The following is a 19,861-nucleotide window of genomic DNA, read 5'->3' as shown; positions in this document are numbered from 1 at the left end:
GACGCGCAAGCTCGCGCGTTGTTCAATCCGCGTGGCAGCTCGATTGTCGCGGCGATTGACCAAGGGACAACCTCGACGCGGTGCATCCTGTTTGATCGGGAGGGGCGTAAGCGTGGGTCTAGTCAGATGGAGCATCGGCAGATAATGCCGAAGCCCGGCTGGGTTGAGCATGATGCCAAGGAGATTTGGCGGAATACGCGACGGGTTGTTGCCGATGTGATGGCGAATTCGGATTGGACGGCTCAGGATATCGCTGCGCTGGGTATTACCAACCAGCGTGAGACCACGATCGTGTGGCATAAGGACACAGGCAAGCCGGTGTACAACGCGATTGTGTGGCAGGATACGCGCACGTCGGAGATCTGTACGCGGCTAGAAGAGTCAGTGGGCGCAGAGCGAGTGCAGCGGGTTACTGGCCTGCCTATTTCGACGTATTTCTCCGGCCCGAAAATCACGTGGATTCTGGAGAATGTCGAGGGTGCCCGCGAAGCTGCGGAGGCTGGCGAGCTGCTGTTTGGCACGGTTGATACGTGGTTGACGTGGAATCTCACGCGTCGCGACGGTCGCGCTCTGCATGTCACCGACGTGACCAATGCGTCCCGAACGATGCTGATGAACCTCGAAACCTTGGAGTGGGACGAGCAGCTGTGCGAGGCCATGGGTATTCCCATGTCGATGCTGCCTGCCATTGTCAGCTCCTCTCAATACTTGGGGAAAGTGCGTTGGCAAGGAGCGCTGACAGGTGTGCCTATCGGTGGCATTCTGGGCGACCAGCAGGCAGCAACGTTTGGCCAGGCGTGCTTGGAGCCTGGCGAGGCGAAGAACACCTATGGCACGGGCAACTTCCTCTTGCTGAACACCGGTACAGTTCCACAGCGATCGGATAATGGCTTGATTACGACGGTCGCCTACCGCGTTGGTGACGAACTTCCGGTCTACGCGCTAGAGGGATCCATCGCAGTTACTGGTTCGCTGGTGCAGTGGCTCCGCGATAATCTGGGCATCATTTCTACTGCTCCCGAAGTCGAAGACTTGGCTAAGACCGTCGACGACAACGGCGGTTGCTACATCGTGCCGGCGTTTTCCGGGTTGTTGGCGCCGCACTGGCGCCCAGATGCTCGCGGTGTGATTGCGGGTCTAACGCGCTTTGTAAATAAGGGTCATTTCGCCCGTGCTGCGCTGGAAGCCACTGCGTATCAGACTCGCGAGGTCGTGGAGTCTATGAACGCCGACTCCGGTGTGCCACTGACCACTCTGCGTGTCGACGGCGGCATGGTCCCCAACAACCTCTTGATGCAGTTCCAAGCCGATATATTGGGCGTACCTGTGACTCGCTCCGCGGTGACGGAAACGACTGCTCTCGGAGCTGCGTACGCTGCCGGATTGACTGTTGGTGTGTGGACATCGACAGCTGATATTCGCGCTATGTGGAAGGAAGATTGCACCTTTACGCCAGACATGGCTGCTGAGGAACGCGATCGGCTGTTCGGCGAGTGGAATAAGGCTGTCGAGCGCACGCTCGACTGGGTGGATTAGCGGGCGCGGTATGGTGCGCCTAGCCTGCCAGTGCTAGTCCACCGAGCGCAGCAGGTAGATATCCATAATCCAGCCGTGTTCGGCGCGCAGCTGCTGCTTGAGCTCGGCGATTTCCGTACCAATGTCGCCAATCCGACCTCTGCGCAGTACTTCCTTTTCTGTGCCAAGGTACGCGCCCCACAGAATCTCTTCCTCTGGCCGTGCGTGCTCCAACCACGCTGCCCCACCATCCAGCATGACGACGCGATCTGTGTTTTCCGGGGCTTCCGCTAGACGACGTCCCGTCGTCACCAGCACCGGCTTGCCAATGCGGTTGAGCGTCGCTGCGTGCGCTGCCGTCAGGGCTTGAATTGCAGTGATTCCGGGGATGACGTCAATGTCTACCTCCAGCCCGTGATTGCGCATGCGCTCGATGATGCGCAGCGTGGAGTCGTATAAGGAGGGATCGCCCCACACGAGGAATGCGCCGGTGGCGTTGGTGCTTGAGGAGTCGTCGCAAAGCTCCGTTTCGATGGCCTGCTTGAGCAAAACGGCGCGGGCTTCGTGCCAATCGCGGACTTCGGTGCCGTATTCCTGCGGATTGCGATCGCGAGGTGGGTCGGGGACGGTGACCAAGCGGACATGTGGCGCGTGGGTGTTGATGATGACGCGGCGGGCGTCGAGAAGATCATGCTTGGTCGCGCCCTTGTCCAGGGCAAATACGACTGAACACTGTTGGAGCGCGTCGATTGCTTCAAGAGTGACGTGCGCTGGTGAGCCCGCGCCGATACCGATGACCTTCAGTTTCCGCATGGTGTTCATTCTAGATTCTGGGTGGAGGCGCGGGTTCTAGTGGGAGTGGCTGCGGGTGCTGGCAGTGCTCGGAGTGGCTGTGGAGGAACGCCGTCGGGGCGCTTTTCGTGGGCGTTTGAAAGTGCGCTAAAGTAAGCGTGTTGTTGCACAGGCAACGTGGTTGCGAGGAGCGACCAAGTTGCGCGACTTGGTTGCGCAACGAAACCTAGCCCTAGTAGCTCAGTGGATAGAGCACGGCTCTCCTAAAGCCGGTGTCGGAGGTTCGATTCCTCTCTGGGGCACAACTAATAAGGTTCGGATTCCTTCGACGCTTTTGTCGCCACGTTCCAAATCAAATTTTTCAGCCGGTGCTCGCATTCAGCCGGTACTCGTGGGTCCAACAATGCTCCTACAGGTCGACACCGGTTGTTCTCGCTTGCGCTGACTATTGCTTGCTCGCCTTCCCCTCTTTGGGGATCTCCAACCCTGATAATCAGCCCTTCAGACGTGAATCTGCCCAACCCCCGCCACCCCACTAGCTTTTACCGGCACTACCAACTATCATTGTTGACATGTCAACCAATGAAGCAATCGGTAACTCTTCCAACCCAGTCCAGAGCTCCGCATACCCCTCAGACTCCACCATCATTAACCCACGTCAGCCAAGCCTCTTTATCGGCCACGGCTCCCCAATGAACGCGCTGCAGGTCAACGAATTCACTACGACCTGGCGAAAGCTCGGTGAACGCATTCGTCGGGAGCACGGAACCCCCAAGGCAATCCTCGCAGTTTCTGCACACTGGTACACAAAGGGCACCGCTGTCACCGCGATGCACACCCCCAAGACAATCCATGACTTCTGGGGTTTCCCACCCGAACTTTCAGCCATTAACTACCCGGCCCCCGGCGCCCCCGCGTTCGCCGAAGCTGTTACCGAGATTGCAAAACCCACAGCAGTACTTCCCGACGAAGCCAGCTGGGGTCTCGACCACGGCACCTGGTCCGTGCTGGTCCACCTATTCCCTGAGGCCAATGTGCCCGTCATCCAGCTATCCGTAGACGCGACGGCTTCCATGGACGAACACCTAGCACTCGCCACCCGCCTGAACGCACTTCGCGACCAAGGCATCCTCATCCTCGGCTCCGGCAACGTCGTCCACAACCTCTCCGCTGTCAATTGGAAGCAACCTGCAGGCGAGAAGTGGGCCGACGCATTCGACGAATCATTCCACGATCTACTTCACGACGACCCGTCGTCAATCCCCTCCCTCACCGAACATGCCTACTTCCAGCGGGCAGTCCCGACCCCCGACCACTTCTTGCCAGCGCTGCATATCGCAGGAGCCACAACGATGAGCGACAAGAAGCCAGAAGTGTTCAACTACGCGCGCACGATGGGATCGCTATCGATGACAAGCTACGGCCTTTTCGACTAAAAACGACCCCAGATGAAAGGTGCCCAAACATCGAAAATGCCCGGTCATGCAGCATTTGCACTGATAACACCGCCAATATCCCCCAATGAGGGGTTACAGTGTTCGGCTACAAAACCTGCTTGACCAAATGCGACTAACCTCGAAGTAACGGCGATTCTGTTTTCGCCCACTGTCGCAACCTGCAATGAAAGGACACCTTATGTCCCTGAAGCCAACTTTCACCGATCTTGAAGGACGAAAGGTTTTCGCACGCCTCGTTGATATCGACGGTTCGCTGCGCCTTTCCCTCCAGGATGAGAATAACGAAACCATCCTGCTGCTGAACTTCTACGACGCTAAGCAGCTCGTTGCAGCGTGCAACCTGTTCCTTAACCAGCGTTTCGCTGCCAACTTGGGCGAGATCGACGGCAACATGTCGCTGAAGGACCGCGACGATGTTTTCGACGTAGAGCTCGAGAAGATCGCAGACAAGCTGAAGGAAGAAGCCGCTGCCGAGCGGGAGCGCAGCAATCGTCGCATGGACGGCATCGTCTAAGACTGCATTAGCTGAATAAGTCCCAGAAAACGACGCTTCAAAAGAAAAGTGAACTACTGGGACTGAATAACACAGAAGTATCCTCGTGTGAAGGCTTTCGCACGAGGATTTTTGCATATGTGACGCACTCGCTGGATAAGTAACGCTCAAGCCTGTTATTATTCAGCCCTGCTGATTAGTTTCAGGCAGGAAGGAAGCTCGCTCATGGCGCTCACACACCGTGGCACTGCATCACGCATTGCCATCGTCACCATGTGCGCTGGCATGCTTCTTACAGGTTGTGGCAGCTTCGGTAACGGCAGCATTACCGAGAATTCCACTAAGACCTCAACGTCAGATTCTGTTAGCACTTCTACTCGCTCCGAAAGCTCACAGCCATCATCGGAAAAGCTTTCCGACGACTCTGCAATCTCCACCGCAGCTGAGGAACACGAAGACGAGAAGCCCTCGCCGGCACCGTCGCAAAGCGGTGCGGGCATTCCACGAATTGGACAGTCCTGCCCGGGGCAAGAAGGCGAACGTAGCCGCGCAGTCAGCGGCCAGTACTTGCAGTGTCGACTCGTAGCGGGAGCGCCAGTGTGGTCGGTGGCAGAAGACGCATCGACATTGGTGCCACAGGCGCCGGGCTCATCGCCAGAAGATGCGGATGCGCCGTACTCCCCGATTCCGCCAGAGACACCATCTACCAGCGCGCCAACGGATACGAATGACTCCGATGATCGCCCAGGAAATGGCAACGGGCGTGATAACGGCAATGGAAACAATGGGGACAACAACGGCGTGAAACCTGACACCGGCAACAGCGATGACAATAGGGACTCTGCAGAAATTGAGTCTCCAGTAAGCGCTCCGTTGTTCGCTCCGGAAACCAACCAGCCGATGAGCCCTGTGGCACCAGGCCAGGCGAAGAAGCAGGCTGGCCAGCAGTCAGCGGTAGAATTCGCCCCGTCGCGAAAAACTTCATAGAACGCCATAAGGCCCAGTAGTTTCACCTACTGGGCCTTTCTGCTGCGTTCTTCAGTACGAACTGTCAGTAAGAACTACTTGCGCAACTTCCGGTTGTAGAACGGGGTTGGCACAACGGTAGCGGTTTCTTCCTTGTCATTGATGGTGACCTTGAGCTCGGTACCTGCCGACGACTCCCATCGAGACACATACGCAAAACCAATTGGGTATTCCAAAGTTGGCGATACCTTCGACGAGGTAATTGCGCCCACCTTCTCACCATCAGCGTTGCGCAGCTCAGCACCGGATGCAGCATCAACATCGCCGGAGATCTTCACTCCGACGAGAGTCTCCTGCGGATCAGGCTTGTTGAACAGAGCGTTACGACCAATGAAGTGCCCCTTCGTTGGGCCCATCACAGACTTCAAGCCTGCTTCCAGCGGGGTGCGATCACGAGTCAGTTCGTAACCGTAGAGTGGCATGCCGGCCTCGAGACGAAGCGTGTCACGGCAGGCAAGACCGCATGGCAAGACTCCAAGTGGCTTGCCATTATCAGCTGCATCCTCTGGGCTGTCGAAGTCTCCGCCAGCAGCGAGAAGTGCACGCCATACGCTGACGGCCTGATCAACTGGAGGGAAAACTTCAAAGCCATCCTCGCCCGTGTAGCCGGTGCGAGCAACGATCATTTCGACGCCTGCCACTTCGAGGTGAGTACAGGAGTAGTACCGCAGTGCATCCAGGGTTGCGTGCGAATCCTGTGGCACCACGCGACGCATCAACTTCGCAGCCTTCGGCCCCTGAATTGCAATCACGGAGTTAGTTCGCGAGCCATCTTCGATGGAAACGTCGTAGCCACCGACGCGCTCACGCAAGGTCGCCAGAACATCATCGAAGTTGCCAGCATTCTGGACAAGCATGAACTCTTCGACACCCAGACGGTAAATGATCAGGTCATCGATGATGCCACCGTCTTCCTGAACGATCATTGTGTACTTGGCTTTACCCAGGGCAAGTGGCTTAATCGCAGAGATCAGCGTGTGCGCCAAGAATGACGGAGCATCTGGGCCTGTGACCTTAATAACGCCCATCAATGACAGGTCGAAGACACCGACCGCCTCGCGAACTGCACAGTGTTCTTGCAGTTCCGACGAGTACTTCATAGGAACCAAGTAACCACCAATGTTGCGCATCTCGGCACCAAGAGCCACGTGCTCGTCGTGCAGAACGCTACGGCGAGGCTCCTCAGATGCGGACACCTTTTGTGCGTCAGTCATGGGTATCTGAACTTCCTCCTCTAGTGAATGCCTTTCGGCATCCCACTCTATCCCGCCATGAACGATAACGCCCCGCTTGCTGACATGATTCCTTTCGATATGGAAAGAATCATGCCGGCCAAGCGGGGCGTCAATACAGACCCACTCGCAGCCGACTCGTGTGGCGGCGAGTGCGATCTACAGCATGTGGGTGTTTATTAAATTTTCGCCAGCCTTAGTGGTCGACTGCTGCTTCGGTACCAACACCGGTGAGGGAACGAACTTCCATCTCTGCAGCGAGGTCTTCCATGTGGTCTGGCTTGCCGACGAACGAGCCGATGATGCCTGCGAGGAATGCAAGTGGGATCGACACGATGCCTGGGTTAGACAGCGGGAATAGCGAGAAGTCCGCGCCTGGAATCATGGACGATTCGGAACCAGACACTGCCGGGGACAGAACGATCAGAACCAGGGCCACGATGACACCGGTGTACATCGATGCAACTGCACCCGTCGTGTTGAAGCGACGCCAGAACAGCGACAGCAGAATCGTTGGCAGGTTTGCGGAAGCAGCAACTGCGAATGCAAGTGCAACCAGGAAGGCGACGTTCTGGCTCATCGCCAGGATGCCAAGCACGATCGCTGCAATACCTAGTACCACAACAGTGATACGGGAAACGCGAACCTGCTCTTCTTCAGTTGCCTCACCGTTACGGATAACAGCCTGGTAGAGGTCCTGGCCAACGGAAGCAGATGCAGTGATTGCAAGACCAGCAACAACAGCCAGAACGGTTGCGAATGCAACTGCGGAGATCACTGCCATTGCGATGGAGCCACCGAGTTCGAATGCCAGCAGCGGAGCAGCAGCGTTAGCGCCACCTGGAGCTGCAAGGATGCGGTCCGGACCAACCAGCGCAGCAGCACCGTAGCCGAGGATCAGGGTCAGCAGGTAGAAGCCACCGATCAAGATGATTGCCCAGGTAACAGACTTTCGTGCTTCTTTAGCCGTTGGCACGGTGTAGAAGCGCATGAGAACGTGTGGCAGACCAGCAGTACCAAGAACCAGAGCAAGACCCAGCGACAGGAAGTCAATCTTCGAGGTCAGAGTTGCACCGTACTTCAAGCCCGGAGCCAGGATGTCCTTTGCCTGGTAGCCGGACTCCGCCATTGCTGCAGAACCCTGGTGGGTAGCAACTGCTGCGTCGAACAGCGTAGACATGCCACCCTTGACCTTGAAGAACACGACGATTGCCATGAGGATGACTGCGCCCACGAGGAGCACTGCCTTAATCATCTGAACATAGGTGGTGCCCTTCATGCCACCAACCAGAACGTAAGCAACCATGATGATGCCCACTACAGCAACAACAATTGCCTGCTGAGTGCTGTCCGTGATGTTCAGAAGAACAGCAACAAGCGAGCCAGCGCCCGCCATCTGAGCAATCAGGTAGAACAGGGTCACTGCCAGCGTGGAGATAGCAGCAGCGGTACGGACTGGCTTCTGCTTCAAACGGAAGGACAGCACGTCAGCCATCGTGAACTTACCGACGTTACGCAATGGTTCCGCTACGAGCAGAAGTGCAACCAACCACGCAACGAAGAAGCCGATGGAGTAAAGGAATCCGTCGTAACCGGTCAGCGCAATTGCGCCGACGATACCGAGGAAGGAAGCTGCCGACAGGTAGTCACCAGCAATTGCCAGGCCATTCTGAGTACCGGAGAACTGTGCACCACCGGTGTAGAAATCAGATGCACCCTTATTGCCACCCTTACCAACACGGGTCACGATAACCATCGTAACAACGATAAAGGCTACGAAAATGGCAATGTTCAGAACCGGGTTGCCAACACCCTCGCCCTCTTGGGCCAACAAAGCGATGTCACGCATTTTTACTTACCGCCCTTCGAGAGCTTCTCCGCGATTGCGCCAGTTTCCATGGCATCGCGAATTTCGGACTGAAGTGGCTCAAGCTTGTTGTTAGCGAAGCTGATGTACCACCAGGTAATAGCGAACGTGGTGATGAACTGTGCGATTCCCAGGAGGATACCCAGGTTCACAGAACCAAACACAGAAGTCGCCATGAGATCAGGCATGAACGTAGCGACGAGTACGAAGCCGACGTACCACACCAGACCCGCAATAGTCAGTGGGATGGTGAAGTTACGAAAGGTCTTGCGCAGTTCAACGAACTGAGCGCTGTCTTCGACGTAACGGTACTCAGCCGCGGTGGGCTTGTGCCGGCTGGCCGGCGCAGGAGTTGCGGACACGGGGTGCCCCTTTCCGGAGTAGCAGTTATGGATAATTGTTAACCGCTCGATATCTCGGGCAGTTAATGAAACACCTCACATGTTCAAGGCGGTGTGCTGCACACCACATTGATTGATGTTCGGGCATAAAGTTACATGCAACACACCAGGGTTGTTAACTACTTCGCTACAGGTGACGTTAAGGAAGTTCACAGAACACACATAAGTCCTGCTCACCCGGAAAATCACAAACTAACACGGTTACCCCCATAGGGGTAGGCAAACAGTTAATTGCGGTTAACTGAATGTGTTACCTGTGTGGCAAAAGCTGTTACGACGGGTCGCGCAGCGCACGAATTCGACCCCATTGCCAAATCATTTCAATGACCGATGCGCCAGTAACGCCAGTGAGTAGCGCTGGCACCAGCAATGACATTGGCAGTGGATACAACTGCAGTGCAGTCGCAATCGGTGACACCAGGAAGATGATGCAATAAGCGCTGATAGCCGTTGCTAGCAACGCGATCTTCCACCACTGATATGGCCGAGAGACCACGGCCAAGACCCAAAACGCCGTCATAATCAAGACGACCAACGTCGCTGTCGCTGCCGGGCCCACGACAGAATCAGCACCGCCTGCTCCCGGGTAAACCCAGAGCCAAAAACCGAACGTAAACAGCCCTACGACGAGGCCCGCAGGCAGTGCAAGCCTGAACACCCTCGTTGCAAAACCAGGGCGAGCACGTTCGTGATTCGGCGCTAACGAAAGAATAAACGCAGGAATTCCGATGGTGAACCAGCCCGTCACAGTTACGTGAATCGGCTGAAACGGATATTCATAGCCAATAAGACCGACTGCGAGCGCCAACACCACCGAGTAGATCGTCTTAGTAAGAAATAAGTTTGCGACGCGTTCAATATTGCCGATCACACGACGCCCCTCGGCGACAACATGAGGCAGGACAGCAAACTCATTGTCCAGCAGCACCAGTTGCGCTACCGATCGCGTTGCAGGCGCACCGGCTCCCATGGCGACACCAATGTTTGCGTCTTTCAGTGCGAGAACATCATTAACACCATCGCCAGTCATCGCAACCACGTGACCGCGATCTTTCAGTGCCGACACCATTGTCCGCTTCTGTTCCGCCGTGACGCGACCAAAAACAGCACCTGCATTGATCGCGTCGGCGAACTCTGGGTTGAGTCCGCCCTGCGATGTTTCAGTCGCCCCGCCAGTTTCGCTAACCTCGCCCAGGTGCGCCGGTGGCAAAGCACGCGCATCCGTGGGGTGGTCAGCACCAGGAATGCCTAGTTCACGGCCGACAGCGCCAACACTGGCCGCGTTGTCTCCAGAAATGACTTTGACCTCGACATCTTCTTCCCAGAAGTATCGAATCGTCTCTTCAGCATCTGGACGAATAGTCTGCTTCAACACCACCAACGCAACTGGGCGAATATGAGCAGTATCGACCGAAACATCAATCTCACTAACTGCGCGATCCGATTGCGCAAGCAACAGCACTCGCAGCCCCTGCTGCATCAGACGATCGGCCTCATCCGCACCCTGTGCTCCTGGACTAACCAAGACATCAGGCGCACCCAGCACCCAGGTCCCACAATCGAAACTGGCTCCAGCCCACTTCCTTTCCGAAGTGAAGAACACTTGATCCACCAGCACCCAATCCGGGCGCTCAATTCCTCGTTCTGCTAGCCCCTCAGCAATGGCAACACCAGTCAGGTTCGGCCTCTCATCCGCACCATTGACCGCCGCGAGCGCCTCCAACGCTTCTTCCATATCTATGTGTGGCATGCGTGACGACGAATCGTCGAGAAGCAATACCTCCCCCAAATGCATGGAATTTTCGGTGAGAGTTCCGGTCTTGTCAGCGCAAACGATGTCGACACGAGCTAGACCTTCGATGGCGGGAAGCTCATTGACAAGAACGCGACGTTTTCCCAGCCGAACCACGCCGATAGCGAAGGCGATGGTGGTCATGAGTACGAGACCTTCAGGAATCATGGGGACCAGGGACGCAACCATGCCGAGAAGAGCATCGTTCAGATCATTGCCCGCACGGAACAACTGCGTATATATAGTGAGCGCACCGACGGGAATGAGAATCCAGGTAATGACTTTCAGGATCTTGTTGATGCCACGAAAAAGTTCAGAGTCAGTCAGCGTGAATTTGCTAGCTTCGGCAGCGAGTTTCGCGGCGTAGGCGTTCGAACCGACTTTCGTCGCCTGATACGTTCCTGCTCCCGACGTGACGTGCGTGCCGGAATAGACCGGATCGCCGACAGATTTGTGAACCGGGGCAGATTCGCCGGTCAGCGGGGACTCATCAACATCCAAGCCACGCGCGCTGCGCACGATACCGTCGACGACTACCTGATCGCCCGGCCCCAGTTGGATGAGGTCATCGACAACGACGTCTTCCCTATCGACTTCTGCTGCGGACTTGCCATCCCGAATCACCAGTGGCCGAGCTCGGCCAACGATGGACAATTTATCCAAGATCCTTTTGGCGCGAAGCTCCTGGATGATGCCGATGATGGAGTTCGCAATAATGAGCAGGCCGAACGCACCGTTGATCCACGAGCCTGTGAACAACACGATTGACAACAACACCGCCAAGATCGCATTGATCCTCGTAAACACATTGGCACGAATGATCTGGCCGACGGTTCGCCCGGACGTCGGCGGCAGTTCGTTAACGTGTCCGTCCTTAATCCTTTGCTGAACCTCTGCTGAAGTCAGCCCGCAGGACGGGGTTGTATAAGCGGTGTCGTCATCAGGTGTGTCGACGAAAGTGCGGGAGCTCACGTGGGAAACCGCCGAACTACTTTCCTCGGAACACCGGGTCACGCTTTTCTGCGCGTGCCTTAGTAGCTTCAGCTGCATCTTCTGATGCCCAGACCTGCTCATAGAGCGCTTGCTGCTCCGGCTTCGGATCCAAGTTGGTTTCGTCATCGTTCAGAACCAGCTTGTGATACGCCAGGCTCAGTGGTGCGTACGACGCAATATTGCGGGCAACTTCTAAGGTTTTCTGCGAGTCTCCAACGAAGGAAGCGAGACCGCAAGAGACAGCTTCCTTCAGGTCAACGCGCTCAGCAGCCAAGAGAATGGTGCGCGCACGCGCACCACCGACAAGCACACGGGTACGACGAATCGTCCACGCGTCAACAGCGATACCGAGCTTGACCGGTGGAATCATGAACCAGCCACGCTCACCGACCACACGCAGGTCAGAGGCCATCGACAGCTGCATACCTGCGCCCACGGCAGCACCCTGCACATCAGCGATGACGACCAGTGGACAATCCTGGATCGCATTCAGCATGCGCTTAAGCTGCACATGGAAATCGCCATTGCTGTGTGAACCCGACAGATCAGCGCCAGCACAGAATGCACGCCCTTCACCGCGAATCACGATGACGCGATTCTCTTCCCGCTCCGGAGCCTTTTCGACGGCGTCCGCGATCGACGCACAAACATCGGCTGTCAGGGAGTTTCGCTTGTGGTCGCGATCGATGGTGATAGTCAGAATCGGACCATCCGCTTCAATCCGGGTTTCTGCGACGGTCTGGTTTTCGCTGATCTCGTTTTCGCTCATGTTCCATACGCTACCGGGCGGATCTTGACGACGAACTGACGTTCCCTCACCCACTACCCACTTTTTGGCAATGTCGCGTGCAGTCATTCCACAGGTGAACACAAGTAATCAAAACGTTATGTCAGGAACATTGTCAATCTGTTGGGTTTATGCAACACTTGATAGTGTGAGCCCACCGAAGAATTCTCCAGAACGTCCGATTTACAACCGAATCGCCGTGTTGCGGGCTGAGCACGCTATGAGTCGAGTTCAGCTCGCGGAACTGGTGAAGGTAAACCGACAAACCATCGGTGCGCTCGAACGCGGAGATCACTACCCGAGCCTCGATCTCGCTTTCCGAATATGCGAAGTGTTCGAATTGCCTGTCGAAGCAGTGTTCTCTCGTGAAGAGTTCACGCCCATGTCATCAACCTTGTACCGCAGCCCTACTGGAAGCGAAGGCGAATAGACCATGAGCACCCCTAACCGCACCATCGAAACCGTATTCACACGAATGGAACAGCGCCGTGAGCGCAACTTTTTAAAGCGCCGCGCACAGACGGCGTCCTGGCTGCCCAGTTTTCGCAATCAGCCTCGCCGGCGTCTGCTCGTCAAATTGTGGACAACTGGTGTCATCTTCATGTTTTTTGCGGCAGTACTCATTGCAGTCGGAGTTCTCTCTGACTCCGCCCAGCCTTGGCTTGGGCTGCCGTGGATGCTTGGCACCTTCGCCATCATGGTCGTGTGGATCATGCTCAATATCACCGTCGACATGATCGATAGCGCGCCTGTTGCATGCCTCGATGAATATGAGCGCAAGCAGGTAGAGGGACTGCGGAGCTTTACTTATCGCGTTAGCCTTTTTCTCGGGCTTACAGGATTGCTCCTGCTCATCTTTTTCGGAGTCTGGCTCATGGATGTCCGTCCGGACTGGGCTGCGGAAGTCCCTTACCTCGTAGGCATTTTCGCTACTCCTGTTTTTCTCACCATCACGTCACTCCCCACGGCAGTTATCGCGTGGAATCTCACAGACATCGACTGAAAACCTCATGTCGAAACTCGAAAGGAGGCCCACCATGCCCTTCTCGGAACGCTCTGCCCCGCTCATCATCAACGGGTTAAAGAAGTCGTATGGAGAACTCAAAGTTCTCGACGGCATGTCATTCACGGTCCAACCAGGCGAAATCTACGGTTTCGTCGGAGGTAACGGTTCCGGTAAAACCACAACTATGCGCATCGCCCTCGGAGTACTCTCCAGCGATGGCGGAGAAGTACGCATCGGCGACGAGCCAATGAACGATACTCTTCGGCGCACCATTGGGTACATGCCAGAAGAGCGAGGCTTGTACCCAAAGGAAAAGGTTGCAGACCAGCTCATCTATTTTGCCCGACTTCATGGCATGGATCAGGAAACTGCATCCTCACGCGTCGATGAGCTACTCGCCACCTTCAATCTCACAGATCGTCGAGACGACAAGGTTGACACCCTATCGCTCGGCAACCAACAGCGCGTGCAGCTTGCGGCAGCACTGGTGCACGACCCAAAGATCCTGGTTCTCGACGAGCCGTTCTCCGGCCTAGACCCCATCGCTGTGAACGTCATGTCTAAGGTGCTCAAGCAATTTGCAGATCGCGGTATTCCAGTCGTGTTCTCATCTCACCAGCTCGATTTGGTAGAGCGCTTGTGCGACCGCGTCGGCATCATTCGTGACGGAAAGATGCTGGCAGAAGGGACCGTTGATGAGCTCCGCGCAATTGGTCCACGCATGTTCAGCATCACCGTGGACGCTGCCCCTGCCGGCTGGGCTGAATCACTGCCTGGCATCACGCATTCGGAGATTAACAAGCATGGCGCGACCGTCGTCACGCTTGCTGATGACGCCCCAACTGATACCGATCAAGTTTTGCTCGACACGGCTCGCTCCTTTGGTCGTGTTCATTCATTTGGCCCAGTCAATGTCCCATTGACCGAGCTGTACCAGGAGGTAGTTCAGTCATGACACGCCACGAATCTGCCGACGGATACACCGCAATGGGCGCAATCTCGCTGGTAACCAAGCGAGAACTCCGCGGAAACCTGATGAAGAAGGGCACCATCATCACGATGCTGCTAACCCTGCTGCTCGTTGTCGGCGGTGTCTTAGTCGCTGCCTACCTCACGCGTGACGACGGCCCTGCCGAGGAAAAGGTTGTCGCCGTTGTTGGGGAGGCTCCTTTTGCACAGTCTGTCGAGGAGATTACTAAGCAGGCAGCGCAAGCGGAACAAGCAGCGAAATCGAAGGAGTCAACGAAGGATGAATCCGAAATGGATGCTGCAGCTGGTCCAGCAGCCCAGTTCGGTGCTGCTTTCGGCATGACTATGTCACCAATCAAGCTCACACCAGTTGCCGACGAAGCAGCCGCTCGTGACTTGTTGGAAAAAGAAGAAGCAATCGCTGCTCTCGTGCCCGGCGCGACTCCTCAATCGTGGACGCTGATCAACGCTGATGCCCCAGTATGGCTGCCGGGCATGCTGCAGGAATCTCTAGCGAACCAACTGCAGTTTGAAGAGATTACGAAGCAGGGCGGCGATCCTGTAGCGGTATTGAACGCAACTACCAGTGGCCAGATTGATGTGAAGGTATTCGACGAATCGAAGGAGATCGATTACACCGCGATTCTTGTTGTCGGCATTGGCATCGGATTGATTTACATGGGCATCATGATGTTCGGCGGAGCAGTTGCGCAATCGGTCGTCGAGGAAAAGTCCTCGCGCGTCGTTGAAATCATGCTGGCTACTATCCGTCCACTGCATCTGCTCACCGGCAAACTCCTCGGCGCTGGTATCGCCGGCATGATCATGCTGATCGTGATCCTCTTCGGGGGTGTCGTAGCAATCCTTGCGACGGGAATTGCGAAGGACTTCGAAATCCCATGGGGAGCCGTCGGGCTTCTCATTCCGTTCTATATCTTCGGATATTTCTTCTTTGCCGCGTTGTATGCCATGGCTGGATCACTGGTTAGCCGTATGGAGGACTTCCAAGGTGCGCAGACCCCGGTGTTGTTGCTGTCCATCCTCACCATCTACATCCCGGCGTTTGGCTGGCAATTCCTGGATTCGACAGTCATGCGAGTTCTCGCTTGGATCCCACCGGTTTCAATTACCACTGCGCCATTGCAATACGCTGTCGGAAATATGAGTGCCCTCGAAGTTCTGGGTGCTGCAGGCATCCTCATTATTGCCTGCATCATTGTTCTCTTCATGGCAGCACGCATCTACCCTCAGAACGTTCTACATACCGGAGCACGCGTCACCTGGACCAAGGCTCTCGTGCGACAAAAGAGCTAGCGCAAATCCACCCTGCTAGTTCTCCTTGCCGAGGCTTTCAACAAATCGTTGAATGTCCTCGGCATTTCCGTAGGAACGCTGCGCACCTGTCCCCGTGGCAGCATAGGCCGACACCACTGCCGCCAACTGCGCAGCATCGGTGACCTGCATATCCGCTGCTAGACATGCCAATAGCGTGCCCATATAGGAGTCACCGCAACCAGTTGTGTCCTTCACCGTGATGGGCACAGGCGGCACGATCGTCTCACCGTCATCAGACAACACCACCGAACCCTGGCTACCGACAGTCACCACTGCATTGGCAATTCCGTGGTCACCACGAAGCGCCTGCGCGGCCTGTGACCACTCACCGTGATCCACTGCCGCAGTCGCCACATCCTCGCCTACCACCGCGGCAAGTTCATGTTCATTGACAATGAGTACATCGACATGACTCAGGAATTCGTCCGATACATCCCGAATCGGCGACAAGTTGAACACAACCGGAATGCCGTTGTCCTGCGCGATCCGGGCGGCTTCCAACACCGCTGCATCGTCGACTTCCAAACACAGTCCCAAAACGCCAGCGCCGTCAAATGCCGCTGCGTTACGACGCACCATGTCGGCATCAACGTCACCATTCGCCCCTGGCGACAGCACAATGAAATTCTCTGCAGCCGAATCCACAACAATCATCGCCGTACCTGTCGGTGTCTCCACCCTCGTGACGAAGTCGGTATCAACCCCTCCGTCGCCAAGCGATTCCAACAGCATGTCACCGTTAGTGTCCTGCCCTACGGCACCGACGAATTCGACGGTAGCTCCTAACAAGCCCGCGGTAACCGCCTGATTCGCCGATTTCCCACCTGGGAGCTCCGACAAGGGGCCACCGGAAATTGTCTGACCGGGCTGTGGCAGCTGATCCACGATGACCGTGAGATCGGCATTTGCCGACCCGACGACGCATACCTTCTTGTCAGCGGAAGAAATTCGCTTCAGTGCACGCGCAATTGAGGCGGAATCAGGCTTCGCGACGTCCACTTATTTCACCACTTTCCCAATACGGTTCATGAACTCAATGAGGAAACGATGAGCGTCAACTCGAACCGCGACTTTCACGTTCTTTATCGGATCATTCAGGCGCTCTTCATTACCGATAGTGCGCCCCCGGGTAGGCCCCGCCAGATCGACTTTGATGTTGTGCGGGAGGACGTCGATAAGTGTGGGGTCAACAGCAACTGCCACCGCAAGTGGATCGTGCAAACCACAACCACCCAGGTGCGGAGCCGTCGTTTCGTAAGCGCGAATGTAATAGTCGGCAATATCTGCCAGCGCAGTGCCAGCGGTCGAACCTGCGTGGCGCCACTGCGCTGTCTCTTTGTAGGTCAAGAGTGTTTGCAGAGAAACATCCAAACCAACCATCGTGACGTCAGCGCAGTTCCGCAACACCACATCTGCTGCTTCCGGATCCTGGTTAATATTCGCTTCCGTCCACTGATTCACATTGCCAGGAACCGTCAATGCACCGCCCATCATTACTAGGTGTGCATTCTCTGCGAAGTACGGATCCTTTGCGACGGCTGCCGCTATGTTCGTCAGCGCACCGGTGGGGACAATCACCAGGTCGTCGCCATACGTGCGAACAGATTCGATGAGGAAATCTACCGCCATCGTCGGTTCTGGTCGACGCGTGGGAGCTGGCAGCTCAACTTCACCGAGTCCGTTCTCGCCGTGAATAAACGACGAGATTTCTAGGACTTCGAAAGAGTCGGTTGTGCTGGAGTGTGGGATACCTGGGAAGACAGGAACATCCGTGCGACCAAACAAATCGAGCAGCGCTAGATTGTTGATGACGCCCGTCGACAAAAGGACATTGCCATACGTGCCGGTGACACCAATGAGTTCCACCTCTGGCGAGCCCACGGCATACGCCAACGCCAGCGAGTCATCAATTCCGGTATCGAGGTCAAGGATTACCTTCTTCGACATGTGCCCAGGGTCTCACAGCGCTCCCCAGGTTCGCCACCTCTTTACGGTAGTTGCGCTCCCGAAACCCCCGATAACGCGCATTAACTGATTCTCTTCTAACCTGGAGGCATGTCACGCACAAGCGCCAAGGAACTCATCCATTCGGTCCTCGATCACGACTCCTACATCAGTTGGGATACGCCACCAGAGCATGGCGATATCAGCGCCGAATACCGTGCGGCGCTTGACCGCGCAATGCAGAAGACTGGTGTTGACGAAGCCGTCTTGACTGGTGAAGGCACTGTCAAAGGCAAGCGCGTTGCGTTCATTTGTTCGGAGTTTAGTTTCCTCGGCGGCTCTATCGGCGCAGCGACCGCGCGTCGGATTATTCACGGTATTGAACGCGCGACGAGGGAACGCCTACCGCTTCTCATTTCCCCTACATCCGGTGGCACTCGAATGCAGGAAGGCACACCAGCTTTCGCAATGATGGTGTCCATTACGACGGCAGTTGCGCGTCACAAGGACGAGCACTTGCCGTTCCTCGTGTACCTGCGAAACCCCACCACGGGTGGCGTGATGGCGTCATGGGGTTCCTCGGGACACTTCACCTTCGCAGAACCAGAAGCACTGCTAGGTTTTCTCGGCCCCCGTGTCGTTGAATTGACCACTGGCGTGCCAATGCCCGACGGTGTCCAGACCTCCGAGAACTTGTTTGAGCACGGAATTATCGACGGCGTGATCTCACCAGAAGAGCTCCGTGGCTCAGTTCGCAGAACCATCGATATTCTGACCACTAACAAGGAACCATCCGAACCAAAGCCAGTTGCAGTGGTGGAACTCGAAGGTCGAGATACCTGGGAAGCAATCCTCCGCACCCGGGATGTGGCCCGCCCAGGTGGCGGCGCCATTATTGAGGCACTCATCGATCGTTCTGTGCCACTGTCCGGGACGGGCGATGGCCACCGTGGCCTAGCCATTCAAGCTCGTCTTGCGCGCATCGGTGAGCGCCCCGTTATCCTCATTGCGCAAGATCGACATAACCAGCCACCTCTCGGGCAGGATCCGATGGGTCCATCATCGCTTCGTTTCGCTCAGCGAGCAATTCGCTTAGCGGAAAGTTTGGCGATTCCCGTCGTCACCGTCATTGATACTGCAGGCGCCGAATTGACTCAGTACGCAGAGGAGAACGCAATGGCGGGTGAGATCGCTCGTACCCTGACCACGCTTCTCGACGTTAGGGTACCTACCGTGTCCCTCATCCTTGGCCAAGGCTGCGGCGGAGGTGCACTAGCACTGCTTCCTGCCGACCGCGCAATGGCTATGCATGATGCCTGGTTGTCTCCGCTTCCTCCGGAGGGCGCGTCTGCCATTATCTATCGCGATACCGACCATGCTCCAGAGATGATGGAAGAGCAGGGCGTTTCTGCCGAAGCGCTGCTCACCACCGGTGTCATTGACCAGATCATCGAAGAACCGAGCGATCTCCAAGCGCTACCAAACCGCGCTCTCCAAGCCATCGAGCATGCTCTTTGGACACTCGAAACTGCACCTGAGCGGGTCGGTCGCGACCAGCGTTTTGCTCATTACCGTAGTTTCGCGCTCGGCGACGACGCCTAATCAATACTCCTCCAACAACAAAGGCACCTTCTCCGATGGCGGAGAAGGTGCCTTTCCTATCGATTGATCGCTCGATAGCGAAACGCTGCGTAGCTGTTACTTGACATCCAGCAGGTCGATAACGAATACCAGGGTCTTGCCGGACAGGAAGTGGCCAGCCCCAGCTGGGCCGTATGCCTTCTCTGGTGGGCAAATCAGCTCGCGACGACCGCCAACCTTCATACCTGGAATTCCTTCCTGCCAGCCAGCAATAAGGCCATTCAGTGGGAATTCGATGGACTGACCGCGGTTCCAGGAAGAGTCAAACTCTGCGCCGGTTTCGAAATCAACACCGACGTAGTGGACCTCAACTCGTGCACCTGGGGTAGCTTCTGCTCCATCACCCACGGTGATGTCGTTGATAACCAATTCTGTTGGGGCGGGACCGGACTTTGGGCCAAGTTCAGGCTTCGACATTATTGTCTCTCCTTGAAGTGAGGTTGGTCTATCTCTTCGATATTAGGCAAACAACAGTAGCGTGTGCAGCTTTGACCTAGGTTTTGTGGTGACAAGAACAAGGCTCGCGCCTTCACCGTGGATGTCGGCAAAAAGCAAAAGCGTCTGCGCTACCACACCGTTGTGGCAGTTCAGACGCTTATGGCCTCAATTCA

Annotated in this window: 19 protein-coding genes and 1 tRNA gene; 11 read left to right on the top strand and 9 right to left on the bottom strand. The window is 56.1% G+C overall.

The annotated features are described in order from the left end of the window. The first annotated feature begins 18 nt into the window (after positions 1–18). Positions 19–1,536, top strand: a complete 1,518-nt coding sequence (glpK, locus tag WG934_RS06640; RefSeq protein WP_445228223.1) for a glycerol kinase GlpK — start codon at positions 19–21, stop codon at positions 1,534–1,536. 33 nt (positions 1,537–1,569) lie between these two features. Here the strand turns inward: glpK and cobF are convergent, their stop codons facing one another. Continuing rightward, positions 1,570–2,328, bottom strand: a complete 759-nt coding sequence (gene cobF / locus WG934_RS06635) for a precorrin-6A synthase (deacetylating) (RefSeq protein WP_339989303.1) — start codon at positions 2,326–2,328, stop codon at positions 1,570–1,572. A 208-nt stretch (positions 2,329–2,536) separates the two neighbouring features. Between cobF and WG934_RS06630 the strand changes: the two genes are divergently transcribed. The 4 genes from WG934_RS06630 to WG934_RS06615 all read left to right on the top strand — a co-directional run bounded on the left by WG934_RS06630 (position 2,537) and on the right by WG934_RS06615 (position 5,244). Continuing rightward, positions 2,537–2,609 (top strand) — tRNA-Arg (locus WG934_RS06630). Positions 2,610–2,879: 270 nt separating this feature from the next. Next, a complete protein-coding gene (ygiD, locus tag WG934_RS06625) occupies positions 2,880–3,743 on the top strand; it encodes a 4,5-DOPA dioxygenase extradiol (protein WP_339978972.1) in 864 nt (287 codons plus the stop codon). 199 nt (positions 3,744–3,942) lie between these two features. Then, positions 3,943–4,278: a hypothetical protein gene (locus WG934_RS06620; protein ID WP_339978970.1), complete on the top strand. Its 336-nt coding sequence runs from the start codon at positions 3,943–3,945 to the stop codon at positions 4,276–4,278. A gap of 204 nt (positions 4,279–4,482) precedes the next feature. Next, entirely contained in the window at positions 4,483–5,244 is a 762-nt protein-coding gene (locus WG934_RS06615; RefSeq protein ID WP_339989302.1) for a hypothetical protein, read from the top strand. Positions 5,245–5,318: 74 nt separating this feature from the next. Here the strand turns inward: WG934_RS06615 and gcvT are convergent, their stop codons facing one another. Continuing rightward, positions 5,319–6,497, bottom strand: a complete 1,179-nt coding sequence (gene gcvT / locus WG934_RS06610) for a glycine cleavage system aminomethyltransferase GcvT (RefSeq protein WP_339978965.1) — start codon at positions 6,495–6,497, stop codon at positions 5,319–5,321. Between the two features lie 57 nt (positions 6,498–6,554). On the opposite strand from gcvT, the gene WG934_RS06605 reads away from it, so the two are divergent. After that, positions 6,555–6,698 carry a hypothetical protein gene (locus tag WG934_RS06605; RefSeq protein ID WP_339978963.1) on the top strand — a complete coding sequence of 48 codons (144 nt, stop codon included), beginning with the start codon at positions 6,555–6,557 and terminating at the stop codon, positions 6,696–6,698. Between the two features lie 13 nt (positions 6,699–6,711). Here WG934_RS06605 and WG934_RS06600 read toward each other — a convergent pair whose 3' ends face one another. From WG934_RS06600 to WG934_RS06585, 4 genes are all read right to left on the bottom strand, one after another. Next, positions 6,712–8,364, bottom strand: coding sequence for a solute symporter family protein (locus tag WG934_RS06600; protein WP_339978961.1), 1,653 nt, complete (start codon positions 8,362–8,364; stop codon positions 6,712–6,714). Between the two features lie 2 nt (positions 8,365–8,366). Continuing rightward, the gene (locus WG934_RS06595) at positions 8,367–8,744 is read right to left on the bottom strand and encodes a DUF485 domain-containing protein (RefSeq protein ID WP_339978959.1); all 378 of its coding nucleotides are present in this window, start codon (positions 8,742–8,744) and stop codon (positions 8,367–8,369) included. A gap of 310 nt (positions 8,745–9,054) precedes the next feature. Continuing rightward, positions 9,055–11,625, bottom strand: coding sequence for an HAD-IC family P-type ATPase (locus WG934_RS06590; RefSeq protein ID WP_339989622.1), 2,571 nt, complete (start codon positions 11,623–11,625; stop codon positions 9,055–9,057). Beyond that, positions 11,564–12,337 (bottom strand): enoyl-CoA hydratase, encoded by a 774-nt coding sequence (locus WG934_RS06585; protein ID WP_339989300.1) that lies wholly within the window; start codon positions 12,335–12,337, stop codon positions 11,564–11,566. Before WG934_RS06585 ends, WG934_RS06590 begins: the two co-directional genes overlap by 62 nt. A 118-nt stretch (positions 12,338–12,455) precedes the next feature. On the opposite strand from WG934_RS06585, the gene WG934_RS06580 reads away from it, so the two are divergent. The 4 genes from WG934_RS06580 to WG934_RS06565 are packed head-to-tail and all read left to right on the top strand — an operon-like array spanning position 12,456 to position 15,644. After that, positions 12,456–12,785 carry a helix-turn-helix transcriptional regulator gene (locus tag WG934_RS06580; RefSeq protein WP_445228211.1) on the top strand — a complete coding sequence of 110 codons (330 nt, stop codon included), beginning with the start codon at positions 12,456–12,458 and terminating at the stop codon, positions 12,783–12,785. Between the two features lie 3 nt (positions 12,786–12,788). Next, a complete protein-coding gene (locus tag WG934_RS06575; protein ID WP_339978950.1) occupies positions 12,789–13,358 on the top strand; it encodes a hypothetical protein in 570 nt (189 codons plus the stop codon). A gap of 34 nt (positions 13,359–13,392) precedes the next feature. Then, complete coding sequence (locus WG934_RS06570; RefSeq protein ID WP_339989297.1) at positions 13,393–14,316, top strand: ABC transporter ATP-binding protein; 924 nt, start codon at positions 13,393–13,395, stop codon at positions 14,314–14,316. Then, on the top strand, positions 14,313–15,644 hold the full coding sequence (locus WG934_RS06565; protein ID WP_339989296.1) for an ABC transporter permease: 1,332 nt from the start codon (positions 14,313–14,315) through the stop codon (positions 15,642–15,644). Before WG934_RS06570 ends, WG934_RS06565 begins: the two co-directional genes overlap by 4 nt. A gap of 15 nt (positions 15,645–15,659) precedes the next feature. On the opposite strand, the gene WG934_RS06560 is transcribed toward WG934_RS06565, so the two are convergent. Together WG934_RS06560 and WG934_RS06555 are read right to left on the bottom strand one after the other, a co-directional pair. Next, positions 15,660–16,664: a ribokinase gene (locus WG934_RS06560; RefSeq protein WP_339989293.1), complete on the bottom strand. Its 1,005-nt coding sequence runs from the start codon at positions 16,662–16,664 to the stop codon at positions 15,660–15,662. Further along, positions 16,665–17,612 carry a nucleoside hydrolase gene (locus WG934_RS06555; protein ID WP_339989291.1) on the bottom strand — a complete coding sequence of 316 codons (948 nt, stop codon included), beginning with the start codon at positions 17,610–17,612 and terminating at the stop codon, positions 16,665–16,667. A 108-nt stretch (positions 17,613–17,720) separates the two neighbouring features. On the opposite strand from WG934_RS06555, the gene WG934_RS06550 reads away from it, so the two are divergent. Beyond that, positions 17,721–19,211, top strand: a complete 1,491-nt coding sequence (locus WG934_RS06550; RefSeq protein WP_339989290.1) for a carboxyl transferase domain-containing protein — start codon at positions 17,721–17,723, stop codon at positions 19,209–19,211. Between the two features lie 96 nt (positions 19,212–19,307). Here WG934_RS06550 and WG934_RS06545 read toward each other — a convergent pair whose 3' ends face one another. Further along, positions 19,308–19,667: an FKBP-type peptidyl-prolyl cis-trans isomerase gene (locus WG934_RS06545; protein WP_339978937.1), complete on the bottom strand. Its 360-nt coding sequence runs from the start codon at positions 19,665–19,667 to the stop codon at positions 19,308–19,310. Positions 19,668–19,861 lie beyond the last annotated feature (194 nt).

The sequence above is a fragment of the Corynebacterium sp. H78 genome, from assembly GCF_037572275.1.
Lineage (GTDB): Bacteria > Actinomycetota > Actinomycetes > Mycobacteriales > Mycobacteriaceae > Corynebacterium.
The sequence above is the reverse complement of the archived record's forward strand: the minus strand, read 5'-3'. Positions and strand labels throughout refer to the sequence as shown.

Excerpts from the sequence above, each read along its gene's own strand:
- cobF (WP_339989303.1), bottom strand. The coding sequence starts at position 2,328 with ATGCGGAAACTGAAGGTCATCGGTATCGGCGCGGGCTCACCAGCGCAC.
- ygiD (WP_339978972.1), top strand. The coding sequence starts at position 2,880 with ATGTCAACCAATGAAGCAATCGGTAACTCTTCCAACCCAGTCCAGAGC.
- WG934_RS06620 (WP_339978970.1), top strand. The coding sequence starts at position 3,943 with ATGTCCCTGAAGCCAACTTTCACCGATCTTGAAGGACGAAAGGTTTTC.
- WG934_RS06615 (WP_339989302.1), top strand. The coding sequence starts at position 4,483 with ATGGCGCTCACACACCGTGGCACTGCATCACGCATTGCCATCGTCACC.
- gcvT (WP_339978965.1), bottom strand. The coding sequence starts at position 6,497 with ATGACTGACGCACAAAAGGTGTCCGCATCTGAGGAGCCTCGCCGTAGC.
- WG934_RS06605 (WP_339978963.1), top strand. The coding sequence starts at position 6,555 with ATGAACGATAACGCCCCGCTTGCTGACATGATTCCTTTCGATATGGAA.
- WG934_RS06600 (WP_339978961.1), bottom strand. The coding sequence starts at position 8,364 with ATGCGTGACATCGCTTTGTTGGCCCAAGAGGGCGAGGGTGTTGGCAAC.
- WG934_RS06590 (WP_339989622.1), bottom strand. The coding sequence starts at position 11,625 with ATGCAGCTGAAGCTACTAAGGCACGCGCAGAAAAGCGTGACCCGGTGT.
- WG934_RS06585 (WP_339989300.1), bottom strand. The coding sequence starts at position 12,337 with ATGAGCGAAAACGAGATCAGCGAAAACCAGACCGTCGCAGAAACCCGG.
- WG934_RS06580 (WP_445228211.1), top strand. The coding sequence starts at position 12,456 with ATGTCAGGAACATTGTCAATCTGTTGGGTTTATGCAACACTTGATAGT.
- WG934_RS06575 (WP_339978950.1), top strand. The coding sequence starts at position 12,789 with ATGAGCACCCCTAACCGCACCATCGAAACCGTATTCACACGAATGGAA.
- WG934_RS06570 (WP_339989297.1), top strand. The coding sequence starts at position 13,393 with ATGCCCTTCTCGGAACGCTCTGCCCCGCTCATCATCAACGGGTTAAAG.
- WG934_RS06565 (WP_339989296.1), top strand. The coding sequence starts at position 14,313 with ATGACACGCCACGAATCTGCCGACGGATACACCGCAATGGGCGCAATC.
- WG934_RS06555 (WP_339989291.1), bottom strand. The coding sequence starts at position 17,612 with ATGTCGAAGAAGGTAATCCTTGACCTCGATACCGGAATTGATGACTCG.
- WG934_RS06550 (WP_339989290.1), top strand. The coding sequence starts at position 17,721 with ATGTCACGCACAAGCGCCAAGGAACTCATCCATTCGGTCCTCGATCAC.
- WG934_RS06545 (WP_339978937.1), bottom strand. The coding sequence starts at position 19,667 with ATGTCGAAGCCTGAACTTGGCCCAAAGTCCGGTCCCGCCCCAACAGAA.